We start from the raw sequence: 16,508 nt of genomic DNA on the forward strand, positions 1-16,508 counted from the left end.
GCATTGGGGGTCTCATGCAGGGTGTCGATCCGGCCTGGCTGCCGGACGCGGCGTTCCGGCCGAGACCTGCACCTTCGGATGCGGTGACGGCCCTACGACCGTCACCGCGTCCGGCGCGTCCGGGCTGCTGTACGGCCTCTCGCGGTGCATGTGTGACCGCCAACTAGACTGACTGGACGTCTAGTTGAACCCCTGAGGTCTCAGCTCACGGCCAGCGTGAACACATGCAGGTCGCTGTCCTCGGGCAGCGTCACGCGTGCGATCGCCTTGCCCGCCGGCGCGCTGAACGGCCGGGTGGCGAAGACGTACGTGTCGACGGGGTCCCGGTCCGCGCCGGCGACGTTCCGGTACGCGGCCCGGGCGACGATCTCGTTGCCGTACTGGACCGTCCCGGCGCCACCGCCGACGGTCCAGTCGGTCAGGGCGAGGTCGACGGTGTCGGTGCTACCGTCGGTGTAGGTGACGGTGGCCCTGGACTGCTGGTTGCCGTTCACGCCGCTGCCGAGGAAGGACAACTGGCGTGCCGGGCGCGCGAGTTCGACGACCTGCCCCGCTGCCGAGACGTTGTCCGGACGGCCGCTCGTCGAGTCCGGCCAGATGAAGCTGAGCCCGCCGCCGACCGTGCCCTGCTTGCCCGGCGCCAGACCGGCCCCGGCGAGCGCCTGGCGCGAGTAGCTCCAGCCGCCGCCGTCGAAGTCGGCCTCGTCGTGGTCACCCGCGTCGTCGGAGACGCCGGTGTTGTTGTAGGCGGCGAGGAGGGTCCCGGGCGCGGCGACGGTCAGGGAGACGGGCTGTGCGTAGGAGGTGTCGACCGAGGTCACGGTCACCTCCACGTCGTAGAAGCCCTGAGCCGCGCCCTCTGCGGTGCTCAGCGTGATCTCCTGTGAGCCGTCGACCACCGTGCCTTCAGCCGGAGTTGCCGTGACGCCGTCGGGCACGTCGACCCGGTAGCGCACCTCGGGGCCCTCTCCCCCGCCCATCGACAGGGCGCGAATGCCGACCTTCGCCGTCCCACCGGGCGCGACGGTCGCCGTGGTCGGGCCGACGCCGATCTGGTACGGCTGCTCGCCCTCGCGGAAGGACGGCGGGGCCTCCGACGCTCCCCAGGCGGGGTCGGGCGTACCGGAGAGGGCGTAGTCCAGTCGGCCACCGTCACGTACGAGGGACGCCGGCAGCCAAGGACGGTCGCTCGTGCGGCCGCTGACCTTCAGGGAGCGGATGTAAGGGGCGTCGGCGGCGGCGCCCTCCGCGTGCACGGAGATGTCGTTGCCGTTCGGGCGGTCGATCTCGATGCGGGGGAACAGCGGTGAGGCGAGGACCAGTTCGCCGCGGGACGGCACCTGGGGGTACATGCCGAGCGCCGAGAAGACGTACCAGGACGACATGGCACCGAGGTCGTCGTTGCCGGGGATGCCTTCGGGCTCGGTGGACCACAGCTCACGCATCGCCGCCCGGACCGTCTCCTGTGTCCTGTGCGGGGCGCCCGCGTAGGCGTACAGGTAGGGCACGTTGATGGACGGCTCGTTGTCCAGCTCGGACTTCTCACCGCCGCTGCCGGTGAAGGCCCAGCTGCCGTCGGCGTTGCGGAAGAAGGCGTCGAGGCGTTTCACGGCCGCGTCCCGACCGCCCATCGCGGCGAACAGACCCGCCGGGTTGTGCTGGACCATCCACGTGTACTGGGCCGCCGTACCCTCCACGAACCCGTTCCCGGTGGCCGGGGTGAAGCCCGTGACCCAGCTGCCGTCGGCCTTGCGGTTGGCGATGTAGCCGCCGGTCGGGGTGGCGGCGATGTTGAAGTTGTTCTGCCACCACTGGGAGCGGCGGGCGAAGGCCGTCGCCGTGTCCTTCTGCCCTGCCTCGGCGGCGAGTCGGGAGAGGGCGAAGTCGGCGCCGGACATTTCCAGCGTCTCGGCGGCACCGCCCCACGCGTTCGACACGGACGGCATGTAGTGGTGCTCGAGGTACTTGTCCAGGGAGGGGCGCTGCCCGACGGACAGCACCGGCTTGCCGGCCGGCGACAGGTCCTCGTCCGTGGGCACGATCGCGGCCTTCACCAGCGACTTCAGTGCCCCACGGAGGTCGAAGTCCGTGCCGCCGAAGGCGCGGATGCCGGCCAGCGCGATGGGTGAGGGGTCGCCGTTCATGACGTGGGTGCCGCTCGCGCCCTGCAGCCAGCGGTCCCAGATGCCGCCGTTCTGCTCCGCCAGTTCGTACAGGGACTGGGCGATGTCCGAGCCGACGCGGGGGTTCAGCAGGGTGAGCAGCTGGACCTGGTCGCGGTAGACGTCCCAGCCGGAGAAGGTGCCGTACTGGGCCCGGTGGCCGCGGCTGACGGTGTGGACCTTGCCGTCGGGGCCGCGGTATCGGCGGTCGGCGTCGCTGATGACGTTCGGGTGCAGGAGGGCGTGGTACAGCGCGGTGTAGAAGGTGGTGCGCTCGGCGTCGGTGCCGCCGCCGACGCGGATCGCGGACAGGCGGTCACGCCAGGCGCGGCGGGCCGCGTCGAGTACGGCGTCGAAGGAGCGCTGTGGCGGGTTCTCCGCGGCGAGGTTGGCCTCGGCGCCGGCCCGGCTGACGTACGAGATGCCGACCTTGACGTTCACCGGTCCGGCGCCGGGCGCGAACTGGACGTAGCCGCCGGCGCCCTTGCCCGCCACCGGCCGCCCGCCGTTCGCGAACCCGCCGGTGCCGCCGCTCGCGGAAGTGGACCCGGGGTTGAGGTGATCGTCCTGCCAGGTGCCCGTGGCCTTGAAGGCACGGTCGAAGCGAGCGACGAAGTGGACGGTGTAGTAGGCGCGTTGGCCCTCGGGGTCGAGGTACCCGCAGAAGTTGCCGGACCTGACCGACCCGGAGACCGTGCGCTTCGCCGGATCGATCCGGACCGTCGAATCGGTCGACCCCACCTCGGAGTTGGCGGTCCTGACCAGCAGCGAGGCCGGCTTGTCGGCCGGGAAGGTGAAGCGCGCCGAGCCGGTGCGGGCGGTGGCGGTGAGGTCGGCGGTGACACCGGACGCGAGGCGGACCTTGTAGCGGCCGGGTTCGGCGGTTTCGTCGGCGTGAGCGAAGTCGGAGGCGTAGACGGCGTCCTTGGTGTCGCTCGCGGGCGACGAGGTGACCTCGCCGGCGTACGGGAAGAAGGGGATGTCACCGCTGCCGCCCGCGCACCCGGTACCGGACATGTGGGTCAGGCTGAAGCCCCGGATGCGGGTGGCGTCGTAGTGGTAACCACCGGGCGCTGCCGTGCGGGTGGCATCGCCTCGGGTGTTCTCCGGGCTGAAGGAGAACATGCCGAACGGGGTGACGGCGCCCGGGAAGACATTGCCGCCGTTCCGGGTGCCGATGAGTGGATCGACGTACGGGGTGGGGTCCTGGACCAGGCCCGGGGGTGCGGTGGTCGCCGCGAGGGCGGGGGTGGCGCCGGTGACCGCGAGAACGGCGGCCAGCAGCAGGGACGTGGGACGGAAGCGCATGACGCGGCCCCTCCTCCTTCGGACGGGTCGCGCACCACAGGTCGCACAAGCCGCAGGGACAGTAGCGTGCGCCACGCGTACCACGGAAGAACGCCTGCGGGGGCGAGGGCACGCAGGCGGGGCACCCGAACGGCTGAGCAGGCCAACTGAGTTGACATCGTTGTCCGTTGAGGCGGTAGAGTCATGTGCAGACCGATCGACAACGTTGTCGCATCACGGCAGCGCACAAGCCACGCACCATCCGGACGGCCCCACTTCCCCCCTCGGGCCCGTCCGGCTCGCGGACCCGGTGGACGGCGGCTCAGCGTCCACCGGGTCCGCCCGGAGCTACGGCCTCCGGCGGATCGGGCCCCGGGGTTCAGCCCACCCGGCAGGGCACAGTCGTCGCACTGTCACCACCGGAGCCGGAGACGACGTAGCCGAACGTCGCGCTCTCCCCCGGATCGAGGGAGCCGTTCCAGTCGGCGTTGTGGACCATCACGTCCTGGCCGGTGTAGGTCGCGTTGCCGCTCCAGAGGCTCTCGACCTTCTGGCCGGCCGCAAGGGTCCAGTCGACCATCCAGCCGAGCATCGGGACGTCGCCACTGTTGGTGACGGTCACCTCGGACTGGTAGCCGCCTGACCAACTGCCGGTCGTGCGGCGCGTGGCGGAGCAAACGCCGGGCACCGGGTCGGTCGGGTTGCCGGGCTCCTTGATGCCGGTCACCTCGCCGTTGCCGCCGTCGAAGACGATGTCGGAGCAGGAGTAGAAGGTCTCCGCGCTGTCCGAGCGCTGCCAGACCATGTAGACGAGGTGGCGGCCCGACTTGTTCGCCGGAAGCTGCCCGCTCCAGGAGTAGTTGGCCTCGACCGTGCCCGGGGAGCCGTTGAGCGGCGGGTGATCGACGCTCAGGAACGGGCGCTCCTCCATGTCGTCCCAGGTGAGGGGCTGGGTCGGGTCGAAGCCGTCCTTGGTGATGTAGACGTGGAACCAACCCGGGTGCGCCGCCCAGGCGTTGTAGGAGAAGTCGACCGTCGCGCCCGACGTGAGATGAGTGAGCGGCCAGTCCTTGCTCGGCGTGTTGAAGCCGGTGAAGTTGGTGTTGCCGCCGCTGCACAGCTCGCCGTCGGGCACGAAGCCACGGGTGCGGCCGGCGCCGTCGGAGCGCAGCACGGAGAACCAGTTGTAGAACGGCGTGGTCCCGCTGACCTGCTGGGCCGCCCGGCAGGCCGGGTTGACGGGCTTGATCTCACCGGTCTCGGTGAGGCCGTCCTGCCAGCACAGGAAGGTGCGGCTGCCCGGCTTCATGGGCGTGCCGTGAGCCTCGGCCGCGCTGCCGGTACTCATGACCAGGGCCACGGCCGGGATGGTGGCGAGGAGGGAGATCAGGACGAGGAAGAAGGCTCTGGTGCGGGTGGGGCGGGTTAATCGGCGGGGTGGCGGGGTGGTCGCCCGCAGGGCACGCGTTGTCAGGGTCATGACAGTCGAGTCCGTTCCTTCAGATACGGGCCGTATGGATGCGTGTGTGTGGGGGGTGCGGCTGTTGGGTGCGGTCGCGCGGGGCGGGAGCGGTCCGGGCGGCGGGTTCCGGTCCACCAGTTATGGGAGCGCTCCCACCCCGTCTGTTGCGGAAGGTAGCGCCGGGGGGCGTGGTTGTAAACGGCTTTCACAACCGTCAATGGCGCGCCATGGCATCGCCGGTTCGGGCGGCGATACCTTCGTACGTACGATCACGCCACGTACCGGCGTCCACACTGGCGTCCACGGGAGCAGTGATGACCACACCCCAGCGGGGACCGGCTACCGAGGACACCTGGATGTTCCCTCCGGCCGACGGCTGGACCTTCGACCAGGTCAAGGACTTGGAGCTGCCCTTCGACTGGGAACTCGTGGACGGAGTGATCGTGGCTCGTGGGCAGACCAATGTCTGGCACAACGAAGTGCGGGACGGGATCGCCGACGCACTCAAGGCCGCGCGAGTGTCGCCCTACCGGGTCCTGACCGAACAGTGCGTAATGGTGGACGACCGGAACACACCCAAACCCGACGCGATCGTCTACGACCCTCGGAATCTGAACTTCTTCGAGGCCGAGTGCATCCCGGTAGCGAAGGTCGCACTGGCGGTGGAAGTCGTCTCCCCCGGCTCCCGCCAGGACGACCGCGTACACAAGCCCGCCCCCTTCGCCGCGCACCGGGTCCCGTACTACTGGCGCATGGAACTGGACCGGGATCAGAAGCTCGCGGTGCACGAGTACTGGCTCAACGCGGACACTCTCACTTACTTCCCCGCGCCGTCACATCCGGTGCACCACGACAAGCTCGGCACCGAGTTGCCGTTCCCGATCGAGATCGACCTCGACGCGCTCGTGCGGCTGACCTGGCCGTACGCACTCCCGAAACCCGTCCACCGATTGGACGGCCATAGCCACCAGGCATGAGCGGTGCTACAAATGCCCGCATGGCGGAGCGTTTCGCCCGTTTTGGGCGCCACTCCCTTCGGTCCTTGATCGGCAAGAGCCCCCGAAGCGTCGCCGGACAGGTTTTCGTGCTGCAGGTGGCGCTCGTCGTGCTGCTCGTGGCCGGCGCCGTCGTCGCGCTGGTTCTGCAGTCGGATCGGGACACCAACGCGGAGGCCAAGCGCCGCTCCGTCGCTGTCGCGCAGACCTTCGCGCACGCTCCGGGCGTCGAGGCGTCGCTGCGGACGGCTGACCCGTCGAGCGTCCTTCAGCCGCTCACCGAAGCGGGGCGCAAGGCCGCGGGCGTCGACTTCATCGTGATCATGGACACCAAGGGCATCCGCTACACCCACCCCCTCCCGGACCGGATCGGCAAACGGTTCGTGGGCCGGATCGAGCCGTCGCTGGACGGGAAGGTCTACACCGAGAGCGTCCAGGGTCCGCTGGGCGACGAGGTGCAGGCGACGGTTCCCATCCACGACGCCGCCGGCCGGGTGACCGCCCTCGTCTCCTCGGGCATGAAGGTCGAGAACGTGACCAGCCAGGTGTACCGACAACTGCCGATCATCCTGGGCGCCGGGGCCGGCGCGCTCGTGGTGTCGACCGGCGGGATGGCGCTGGTGGGCCGGCGGCTGCGGCGGCAGACCCATAGCCTGGCCCCGGACGAGATGAGCCGCATGTACGAGCACCACGACGCGGTGCTGCACTCCGTACGGGAAGGGGTGCTCATCGTCGGTGACGACGGGCGGCTGCTCCTCGCCAACGACGAGGCCAGGCGGCTGCTGGAGCTGTCCGCCGACGCCGAGGGGCGGCACGTCCGGGAGCTCTCCGGTCTCGACCCCGAGACGGCGGCCCTGCTCGTCTCCGGGCGCGAGGCCACCGACGAGGTGCACATCGCCGGGGGACGCCTGCTGGCGGTCAACCAGCGGACCACGGACCGTGACGGAGGCCCCAGGGGAACAGTGGTGACCCTCCGCGACACCACCGAGCTCCAAGCGGTGTCCGGCAGGGCGCAGCTCGCACGTGAGCGACTGGATCTGCTGTACGACGCGGGACTGGGCATCGGCACCACCCTCGACGTGATCCGCACGGCCGACGAGCTGGCGCAGGTCGCCGTCCCCCGCTTCGCCGACTTCGTCACCGTGGACCTGGCCGACGGCGTCGTGCACGGGGACGAGCCGCCGCCCACCGCGACGGACATACGACGCGTCACCGTGCGCGGCATCCGCGACGACCATCCGCTCTACGAACAGGGCCGGCTGATCGACTTCCTGCCCTCCTCACCCCAGGGCCGTGGCTACGGCACCGGCCGCTCCGAGCTGGTGACCGACCTGTCGACCGCGACGGACTGGCACGAGCAGGACCGGGAAACCACCCGGGACATCCTCGAGTACGGAATCCACTCGCTGATCACCGCCCCGATCCGGGCACGCGGGGTCGTGCTGGGCATGGCCAACTTCTGGCGCGCCGCGGGGCACGACCCCTTCGACGAGGAGGACCTGTCGCTGGCGGAGGAGCTGGTGGCCCGGGCCGCCGTCAGCATCGACAACGCACGCCGGTACACCCGGGAGCACGCCCTGGCGGTCACCCTCCAGCGCAGCCTGCTGCCGCGGGCCCTGCCCGAGCAGAGCGCCCTCGACGTCGGCTACCGCTACATCCCGGCGCAGTCGGGCGTGAGCGGTGACTGGTTCGATGTGATTCCGCTGCCGGGGAGCCGGGTGGCGCTGGTCGTCGGCGACGTGGTCGGGCACGGTCTGCACGCCGCCGCCACGATGGGACGGCTGCGTACCGCGGTGCACAACTTCTCCACGCTCGACCTGCCGCCCGACGAGTTGCTGGGCCATCTGGACGACCTGGTGGGCCGTATCGACCAGGACGAGTCCTCGAGCGCGGACACGGCCGCGGAGATCGTGGGCGCCACCTGCCTGTACGCGATCTACGACCCCACGAGGCGCCGCTGCGCCATGGCACGGGCGGGGCACCTGGCGCCGGCGCTGGTCCAGCGCGACGGCAGCGTGACCTTCCCCGAACTGCCGGCAGGCCCGCCCCTCGGCCTCGGCGGCATGCCGTTCCAGACGGCGGAGCTGGACCTCGACGAGGGCTCCCAGCTCGTCCTGTACACCGACGGCCTCGTGGAGGACCGCGCGCGGGACCTCGACGTGGGCATGGAGCTGCTGCGCAAGGCGCTGACGGGCCACCCCGACCGGCCGCCGGAGGAGAGCTGCCAGGCCGTGCTGGACGAACTCCTTCCCGGGCGGCCCAAGGACGACGTCGCTCTCCTCATCGCGCGCACCCGGGCGCTGCCGCCGGACCGGGTCGCCGACTGGGACGTGCCACGCGACCCGGCCGCCGTGTCGGGGATGCGCGAAGCCGTGTCCGGGAAGCTCGCGGAGTGGGGCCTGTCCGAGCTGGACTTCGCCACGGAACTCGTACTGAGCGAACTCGTCACCAACGCCATCCGCTACGGCTGCGGGCCGATCCACGTGCGGCTGATCCGCGACCGCACGCTGATCTGCGAGGTCGCCGACGCCAGCAGCACCTCCCCGCACCTGCGGTACGCCGCGACGACCGATGAGGGAGGCCGGGGCCTGTTCCTGGTCTCGCAGATGACCGAGCGCTGGGGCACCCGGTACACGCCGCAGGGCAAGGTGATCTGGGCCGAACAGGCGCTGCCGGAGATCGTCCCGGACGACAGGGTCTAGGTCTAAAACTGACGGACGTTATTGACAGGTGGGTCTCTCGTATCTAGGAGACCTGCATGATGACCGAACGCGAGCTTTCAAGGCGTGCCAGGCACCGGTTGGCGGTGCTGCGCCACGTGGAAGAGGCGAGCGGGGTGCGCAGTTCGTGGCCGGCGTCGGCGAGGAAGCGACGCATGCGTGCCTCGGTGTGCCGGCGGGCGGTGAGGGAGGACTCGACGTGGTCGATCATGCGGTTGAGGGCGGCGCCGACCTGTCCGGCCTCGCTGGCGGGGTCGGTGTCCCCGGCCGGGACACGGGTGAGGCCGGTGACCTCGCCACGGTCGAGCGGGGCGCGGGAGACCTCGGCGGCGGTGGCGGCGACCCGGCCGAGGGGGCGCAGTTGGCGTCGTATGACCACGGTGCAGATGCAGCCCGCCACGAAGAGCCCGGCCACCGCTACGACCGCCTCGGCGACGACCAGTCCGCCGATCATGCGCTGCACGTCGTCCATGGGCAGCCCGGCGAGGACGCGGACGCGCCCGCTTTCGACGGCGGTGAGCCGGTAGGCGCCGAGCCCCGGCACGGTCCGGGTGTGCTGGGAGCCGTCCGTCGCGATGTCCGCCTGGGCCGCGGTCTGCGCGGCGGTGAGGCCCTTGGGTGAGCCGCCGAGGCTGACCTCGGCGGCGACGATCGCGCCGTCCTCGTCGAGGCGGGCGGCGAGCAGGCCGGTGGCGTGGCCGTTGTCGTCGAGGAAGCCCAGGTCGTCGTCGATCTCCGGGTGCAGCGAGGCCCCGCCCAGGCTGCGCGAGGCAGCCGCCGCGACCCGGCCGTCCAGGTCGCCCATGAGGTAGGCGCGTTGGACGAAGGCGGTGGTCAGCGCCATCGTGGCGCAGACGAGGACGAGGGTGGCGCTGACGAGGACGAGCAGGCGGGTGCGCAGCGAGCGGGTGCGCACCCGTGGGCGGTGCACGCGGGTGCGCCCCTGAGGTCGGCTGCGGCGCGGGCGCAGGCTCATCTCCCGTCCTCCACCCGGACGCGGCCGTTTCGGAACCCTGCGGTGCCAGTCATGTCCGGATCGTGTCCCGGTCCGCTGAGGGAACGCTGTGTTCCACCTGAGGGTGGGTGATGACCTGGGGTTTTCCCCGCGCGGACATGGCGAAGGGCCGCACCCCCGTCGCGGGGGGTGCGGCCCTTGCAGGGCTGTCAACTGCCCTGCCGTACTGCCTGCTTGACCGCTTACTTGCGGATCAGGGAGCGCAGCACGTACTGCATGATGCCGCCGTTGCGGTAGTAGTCGGCCTCACCGGGGGTGTCGATGCGGACGACCGCGTCGAACTCGACGCCCGTGTCGGTGGTGACCTTGACCGTGCGCGGCGTGGTGCCGTTGTTGAGCTCCTCGACACCGGTGAAGGAGAAGGTCTCCTCGCCGGTCAGGCCGAGGGTCCCGGCGGACTGGCCCTCCGGGAACTGGAGCGGCAGGACGCCCATGCCGATGAGGTTCGAGCGGTGGATGCGCTCGTAGGACTCGGCGATGACGGCCTTGACGCCGAGCAGCGCGGTGCCCTTCGCGGCCCAGTCGCGGGACGAGCCGGAGCCGTACTCCTTGCCGGCCAGGATGGCCAGCGGGGTGCCCTGCTCGATGTAGTTGCGCGAGGCGTCGTAGATGAACGACACCGGGCCGTCGGCCTGGGTGAAGTCGCGGGTGTAGCCGCCCTCGGTGCCCGGCGCGATCTGGTTGCGCAGGCGGATGTTGGCGAACGTGCCGCGGATCATGACCTCGTGGTTGCCGCGGCGCGAGCCGTAGCTGTTGAAGTCGCGCCGCTCGACGCCGTGCTCCGTGAGGTACTTGCCGGCCGGGGTGTCGGCCTTGATGGCGCCGGCGGGCGAGATGTGGTCCGTCGTCACCGAGTCGCCGAGCTTGGCCAGGACGCGGGCGCCGGTGATGTCGGAGACCGGGGTGGTCTCCATCGTCATGCCCTCGAAGTACGGGGGCTTGCGGACGTACGTCGACTCCGCGTCCCACTCGAAGGTGTTGCCGGTCGGGATCGGCAGCGCCTGCCACTGGGCGTCGCCCGCGAAGACGTCCTGGTAGGACTTGTTGAACATGTCCTCGCCGATGGCGTTCGCCACGACGTCGTTGACCTCGGCCTCGGAGGGCCAGATGTCGGCCAGGAAGACCGGCTTGCCCTCCTGGTCGACGCCGAGGGCGTCGCGCGTGATGTCCACCTTCATGGAGCCCGCGAGGGCGTACGCGACGACCAGGGGCGGGGAGGCCAGGTAGTTCATCTTGACGTCGGGGTTGATACGGCCCTCGAAGTTCCGGTTGCCGGAGAGGACCGAGGTGACCGCGAGGTCGTGGTCGTTGACGGCCTTGGAGACCTCCTCCGGCAGCGGACCGGAGTTGCCGATGCAGGTGGTGCAGCCGTAGCCGACGAGGTTGAAGCCGACCTTGTCGAGGTACGGGGTCAGGCCCGCCTTGTCGAAGTAGTCGGTGACGACCTTCGAACCCGGGGCGAGGGTGGTCTTGACCCACGGCTTGCGGGTCAGGCCCTTCTCGACCGCCTTCTTGGCCACCAGCGCGGCGGCGACCATGACGTACGGGTTGGAGGTGTTGGTGCAGGAGGTGATGGCCGCGACCGTGACCGCACCGTGGTCGATCTCGTAGGTCGAGCCGTCGGGGGCGGTGACGGTGACCGGGTTCGACGGGGCGCCGTTCGGGGCGACGGCCGGCGAGTCGGAGGCCGGGAAGGACTCCTTGCCGGACTCGTCCACGGAGTCGACGTAGTTGAGGACGTCCTGGGAGAACTGCTGGGCCGCGTTGGCCAGGACGATACGGTCCTGCGGGCGCTTCGGGCCGGCGATCGACGGGACGACCGTCGACAGGTCCAGCTCCAGCTTCTCGGAGAAGTCCGGCTCGGCGGCCGGGTCCAGCCAGAGGCCCTGCTCCTTGGCGTACGCCTCGACCAGCGCGAGCTGCTGGGCGTCACGGCCGGTCAGCTTCAGGTACTTGATGGTCTCGCCGTCGATCGGGAAGATCGCGGCGGTGGAGCCGAACTCCGGCGACATGTTGCCGATGGTGGCGCGGTTGGCCAGCGAGGTGGCGGCGACGCCCTCGCCGTAGAACTCGACGAACTTGCCGACGACACCGTGCTTGCGGAGCATCTCGGTGATGGTCAGCACGAGGTCGGTGGCGGTGGTGCCGGGCTTGAGCTCACCGGTCAGCTTGAAGCCGACGACGCGCGGGATGAGCATGGAGACCGGCTGGCCGAGCATCGCGGCCTCGGCCTCGATGCCGCCGACGCCCCAGCCGAGGACGCCGAGGCCGTTGACCATGGTGGTGTGCGAGTCGGTGCCGACGAGGGTGTCGGGGTAGGCCTGGCCGTTACGGACCATGACCGTGCGCGCCAGGTGCTCGATGTTCACCTGGTGGACGATGCCGGTGCCCGGCGGGACGACCTTGAAGTCGTCGAAGGCGGTCTGGCCCCAGCGCAGGAACTGGTAGCGCTCGCGGTTGCGGCCGTACTCCAGCTCGACGTTCTGCGCGAAGGCGTCGTTGGTGCCGAACTTGTCGGCGATGACGGAGTGGTCGATGACCAGCTCGGCCGGGGAGAGCGGGTTGACCTTCGCGGGGTCGCCGCCGAGCTCCTTCACGGCCTCACGCATGGTGGCGAGGTCCACGACACAGGGCACGCCGGTGAAGTCCTGCATGATCACGCGGGCGGGCGTGAACTGGATCTCCTGCGACGGCTGGGCCTGGGAGTCCCAGCTGCCGAGGGCACGGATGTGGTCGGCGGTGATGTTCGCGCCGTCCTCGGTGCGGAGGAGGTTCTCCAGCAGCACCTTCAGGCTGTAGGGGAGGCGCGCGGAGCCCTCGACCTTGTCCAGCCGGAAGATCTCGTACGACTCGTCGCCCACCTGCAGCGTGCTGCGGGCGTCGAAGCTGTTCGCCGACACGACAGTCTCCTTCATTGATGTGCGCGTACCACCACGATCCTGCCGCCACGGCTACTTGGCCGATCCGCTAAGGTAAGGCTAAGTTAGGTAACCCTTACCGTCAGACCGGTGGCGCCGCGCGGCTGCGGTGCACCTCGGCAGATATCTCGATGTCGAGATAACTCTAGTACATGGGGCCGAGATGGTCATGCCCGGGCTTCGGCATGCCTCCTTTCCTTGGATTTCCCTGGGTTCCACAGGCCCCCATTGCATGAACATGCGCGATGATGCATACTCTTCCTATGAGCAAGGTCCTCACCTCCCTCCCCACCGGCGAGCGCGTCGGCATCGCCTTCTCCGGCGGCCTCGACACTTCGGTCGCGGTCGCCTGGATGCGCGACAAGGGCGCCGTCCCGTGCACCTACACCGCCGACATCGGCCAGTACGACGAGCCCGACATCGCCTCGGTGCCCGGCCGTGCGAAGACCTACGGCGCCGAGGTGGCGCGCCTGGTCGACTGCCGCGCGGCGCTGGTCGAGGAGGGGCTGGCCGCGCTGACCTGCGGCGCGTTCCACATCCGCTCGGGCGGACGGGCGTACTTCAACACCACGCCGCTCGGCCGCGCGGTCACCGGCACCCTGCTCGTGCGCGCGATGCTCGAGGACGACGTCCAGATCTGGGGGGACGGCTCGACCTTCAAGGGCAACGACATCGAGCGGTTCTACCGCTACGGCCTGCTCGCCAACCCGAACCTGCGGATCTACAAGCCCTGGCTCGACGCGGACTTCGTGACCGAACTCGGCGGCCGCAAGGAGATGTCGGAGTGGCTGGTCGCGCACCAGCTGCCCTACCGCGACAGCACGGAGAAGGCCTACTCCACCGACGCCAACATCTGGGGCGCCACCCACGAGGCCAAGACGCTGGAGCACCTGGACACCGGCATCGAGACCGTCCAGCCCATCATGGGTGTGCGGTTCTGGGACCCGTCGGTCGAGATCGCCGCCGAGGACGTGACGATCGGCTTCGAGCAGGGCCGCCCGGTCACCGTCAACGGCAAGGAGTTCGCCTCCCCCGTCGACCTGGTGATGGAGGCCAACGCGATCGGCGGCCGGCACGGCCTGGGCATGTCGGACCAGATCGAGAACCGGATCATCGAGGCCAAGAGCCGCGGCATCTACGAGGCGCCCGGCATGGCCCTGCTGCACGCCGCGTACGAGCGCCTGGTCAACGCGATCCACAACGAGGACACCCTCGCCCAGTACCACAACGAGGGCCGGCGCCTCGGCCGCCTCATGTACGAGGGCCGCTGGCTGGACCCGCAGGCGCTGATGATCCGCGAGTCGCTGCAGCGGTGGGTCGGCGCGGCCGTCACCGGCGAGGTCACCCTCCGCCTGCGGCGCGGCGAGGACTACTCGATCCTCGACACCACCGGCCCGGCCTTCAGCTACCACCCGGACAAGCTGTCCATGGAGCGCACCGAGGACTCCGCGTTCGGCCCGGTGGACCGGATCGGCCAGCTCACCATGCGCAACCTCGACATCGCCGACTCGCGCGCCAAGCTGGAGCAGTACGCCGGGATCGGCCTGATCGGCACCGGCAGCCCCGCCGTCGGCGCCGCCCAGGCGGCCGCGACCGGTCTGATCGGCAGCATGCCGGAGGGCGGCGCCGAGGCCATCGCCTCGCGCGGCGAGGTCTCCGAGGAGGACGCGCTGCTGGACCGCGCCGCGATGGAGTCCGGCACGGACTGATCGAGCACGAGGGAGACGGACCACCGGGAAGGCCGGCTGGGCGCTGTGTGCGCCCAGCCGGCCTTTTCGCTGCCCCGCTCTTCCCGCATCCGGCTCTTCCTTCGCCCGGCTCTTCCCGACATGCCATCAGTTCGCCAAGTCGGGGTAACCGAGAGGTACGCATCACGACCCCGACGGGAGGCGTCCATGCCCCTCACATTCCGTAAGAGTTTCCGGATCCTGCCCGGAGTGCGGCTGAACATCAACCGGCACTCCTGGTCCATCACCACCGGTGGCAAGCACGGGCCGCGCCGCACACACAGCAGCACCGGACGTCGTACGACATCGATGGATTTGCCCGGACCTTTCGGGTGGCGTCGCACCCGTAGCGCCAGGAGGCGTTGACGGCTCGTCACCCGAATGGCCCCCCTTGGAAGGTGCCATCTCATATCTGAGATAGCCTCAACCTCATGGCAGACGACTACCTCGTACGCATCGGCAGGCTCATCCGTGACGCCCGGCAACATCGGGGCTGGACACAGACGCAGCTGGCTGAGGCGCTCGGCACTTCCCAGAGCGCCGTCAATCGCATCGAGCGCGGCAACCAGAACATCAGCCTTGAGATGATCGCCCGAATCGGTGAAGCCCTGGACAGCGAGATCGTGTCGCTGGGCTACGCGGGTCCGATGCATCTGAGGGTCGTCGGCGGACGTCGGCTGTCGGGTTCCATCGATGTCAAGACCAGCAAGAACGCCTGCGTGGCCCTGCTGTGCGCCTCGCTGCTCAACAAGGGGCGCACAGTGCTGCGCCGGGTCGCCCGCATCGAGGAGGTGTACCGCCTTCTGGAGGTGCTCAACTCCATCGGTGTGCGCACCCGTTGGATCAACGACGGCGTCGACCTGGAGATCGTGCCGCCGGCCGAGCTGGACATGGGCGCCATCGACGCCGAGGCGGCCGTGCGCACCCGCTCCATCATCATGTTCCTCGGCCCGCTGCTGCACCGCATGAGCCACTTCAAGCTGCCGTACGCCGGCGGCTGCGACCTCGGCACGCGGACCATCGAGCCGCACATGATCGCGCTGCGCCGGTTCGGCCTGGACGTCGCGGCGACCGAGGGGCAGTACCACGCCGTGGTGGACCGTGGCGTACGTCCCGACCGGCCGATCGTGCTGACCGAGCGCGGCGACACCGTGACCGAGAACGCCCTGCTGGCCGCCGCGCGGCACGACGGCGTCACGGTGATCCGCAACGCCTCCTCCAACTACATGGTCCAGGACCTCTGCTTCTTCCTGGAGACGCTCGGCGTCCGGGTCGAGGGCATCGGCACGACGACGCTGACGGTCCACGGCGTACCGAACATCGACGTGGACGTCGACTACTCCCCCTCCGAGGACCCGGTCGAGGCGATGAGCCTGCTGGCCGCCGCCGTGGTCACCGAGTCGGAGCTGACGGTGTGCCGGGTGCCGATCGAGTTCCTGGAGATCGAGCTGGCGGTCCTGGAGGAGATGGGGCTCGACCACGACCGTACGCCCGAGTACTTCGCGGACAACGGCCGTACCCGGCTGGTGGACCTCACCGTCCGGCCCTCCAAGCTGGAGGCGCCGATCGACAAGATCCACCCGATGCCGTTCCCGGGCCTGAACATCGACAACGTCCCGTTCTTCGCGGCCATCGCCGCCGCCGCGCAGGGCAAGACGCTGATCCACGACTGGGTCTACGACAACCGCGCGATCTATCTGACGGACCTCAACCGCCTCGGCGGCCGGCTGCAGTTGCTGGACCCGCACCGCGTCCTGGTCGAGGGCCCGACCCGCTGGCGCGCCGCCGAGATGATGTGCCCGCCCGCCCTGCGACCCGCCGTGGTCGTGCTGCTGGCGATGATGGCGGCCGAGGGCACGTCCGTGCTGCGCAACGTCTATGTCATCAACCGCGGTTACGAGGACCTCGCGGAGCGGCTGAACTCCATTGGGGCGCAGATCGAGATCTTCCGGGACATCTGAGTCGCTGGTGTCCTGAATGAGTAGACCCGCCGCACCACCTCTATACCGGTGGTGCGGCGGGTCTGGTCACTCGCTGGCAGACGGTCCGCGAAAGTGCTACTGGGTCTTGCGGAACGCATCCACAGCCTTTTCCAACCGCTCCCGGAGCGGCGTGGTCCGCCATGTCCGTGACCACTGGTGAACGCGGCCGAGGCTGTATCCGACGACGATTGGGGCCACGGTCTGAAAGTATTCCAAGTGCTGCATGGGTGCCTCCGCACG

Annotated in this window: 8 protein-coding genes and 1 pseudogene; 5 read left to right on the plus strand and 4 right to left on the minus strand. The window is 69.8% G+C overall.

All coding sequences use genetic code 11. The features are described 5' to 3' along the window. Positions 1-200: 200 nt before the first annotated feature. Both OHT51_RS10120 and OHT51_RS10125 read right to left on the minus strand, forming a co-directional pair. Positions 201-3,470 carry a GH92 family glycosyl hydrolase gene (locus OHT51_RS10120; protein WP_328878583.1) on the minus strand — a complete coding sequence of 1,090 codons (3,270 nt, stop codon included), beginning with the start codon at positions 3,468-3,470 and terminating at the stop codon, positions 201-203. Between the two features lie 358 nt (positions 3,471-3,828). After that, positions 3,829-4,929: a lytic polysaccharide monooxygenase auxiliary activity family 9 protein gene (locus tag OHT51_RS10125; protein ID WP_328878584.1), complete on the minus strand. Its 1,101-nt coding sequence runs from the start codon at positions 4,927-4,929 to the stop codon at positions 3,829-3,831. Between the two features lie 296 nt (positions 4,930-5,225). Between OHT51_RS10125 and OHT51_RS10130 the strand changes: the two genes are divergently transcribed. Both OHT51_RS10130 and OHT51_RS10135 read left to right on the plus strand, forming a co-directional pair. Further along, complete coding sequence (locus OHT51_RS10130; protein ID WP_328878585.1) at positions 5,226-5,888, plus strand: Uma2 family endonuclease; 663 nt, start codon at positions 5,226-5,228, stop codon at positions 5,886-5,888. 20 nt (positions 5,889-5,908) lie between these two features. Continuing rightward, complete coding sequence (locus OHT51_RS10135; RefSeq protein ID WP_328878586.1) at positions 5,909-8,608, plus strand: SpoIIE family protein phosphatase; 2,700 nt, start codon at positions 5,909-5,911, stop codon at positions 8,606-8,608. A gap of 76 nt (positions 8,609-8,684) precedes the next feature. On the opposite strand, the pseudogene OHT51_RS10140 reads toward OHT51_RS10135, so the two are convergent. Continuing rightward, positions 8,685-9,602, minus strand: a pseudogene (locus OHT51_RS10140) (HAMP domain-containing protein); the annotation flags it as partial. Between the two features lie 221 nt (positions 9,603-9,823). Then, positions 9,824-12,541 carry an aconitate hydratase AcnA gene (gene acnA, locus OHT51_RS10145; RefSeq protein WP_328878587.1) on the minus strand — a complete coding sequence of 906 codons (2,718 nt, stop codon included), beginning with the start codon at positions 12,539-12,541 and terminating at the stop codon, positions 9,824-9,826. Between the two features lie 281 nt (positions 12,542-12,822). On the opposite strand from acnA, the gene argG reads away from it, so the two are divergent. From argG to OHT51_RS10160, 3 genes are all read left to right on the plus strand, one after another. Beyond that, positions 12,823-14,268, plus strand: a complete 1,446-nt coding sequence (gene argG, locus OHT51_RS10150; RefSeq protein WP_328878588.1) for an argininosuccinate synthase — start codon at positions 12,823-12,825, stop codon at positions 14,266-14,268. 186 nt (positions 14,269-14,454) lie between these two features. Beyond that, positions 14,455-14,652, plus strand: a complete 198-nt coding sequence (locus tag OHT51_RS10155; RefSeq protein ID WP_328878589.1) for a DUF4236 domain-containing protein — start codon at positions 14,455-14,457, stop codon at positions 14,650-14,652. Positions 14,653-14,717: 65 nt separating this feature from the next. Beyond that, positions 14,718-16,247, plus strand: coding sequence for a helix-turn-helix domain-containing protein (locus OHT51_RS10160; RefSeq protein WP_328878590.1), 1,530 nt, complete (start codon positions 14,718-14,720; stop codon positions 16,245-16,247). Positions 16,248-16,508 lie beyond the last annotated feature (261 nt).

This window comes from Streptomyces sp. NBC_00299, from assembly GCF_036173045.1.
Classification (GTDB): Bacteria; Actinomycetota; Actinomycetes; order Streptomycetales; family Streptomycetaceae; genus Streptomyces; species Streptomyces machairae.

Bases quoted from the DNA above. Each gene is read 5' to 3' on its own strand.
- OHT51_RS10120 (WP_328878583.1), bottom strand. From the start codon at position 3,470: ATGCGCTTCCGTCCCACGTCCCTGCTGCTGGCCGCCGTTCTCGCGGTC.
- OHT51_RS10125 (WP_328878584.1), bottom strand. From the start codon at position 4,929: ATGACCCTGACAACGCGTGCCCTGCGGGCGACCACCCCGCCACCCCGC.
- OHT51_RS10130 (WP_328878585.1), top strand. From the start codon at position 5,226: ATGACCACACCCCAGCGGGGACCGGCTACCGAGGACACCTGGATGTTC.
- OHT51_RS10135 (WP_328878586.1), top strand. From the start codon at position 5,909: ATGGCGGAGCGTTTCGCCCGTTTTGGGCGCCACTCCCTTCGGTCCTTG.
- argG (WP_328878588.1), top strand. From the start codon at position 12,823: ATGAGCAAGGTCCTCACCTCCCTCCCCACCGGCGAGCGCGTCGGCATC.
- OHT51_RS10155 (WP_328878589.1), top strand. From the start codon at position 14,455: ATGCCCCTCACATTCCGTAAGAGTTTCCGGATCCTGCCCGGAGTGCGG.
- OHT51_RS10160 (WP_328878590.1), top strand. From the start codon at position 14,718: ATGGCAGACGACTACCTCGTACGCATCGGCAGGCTCATCCGTGACGCC.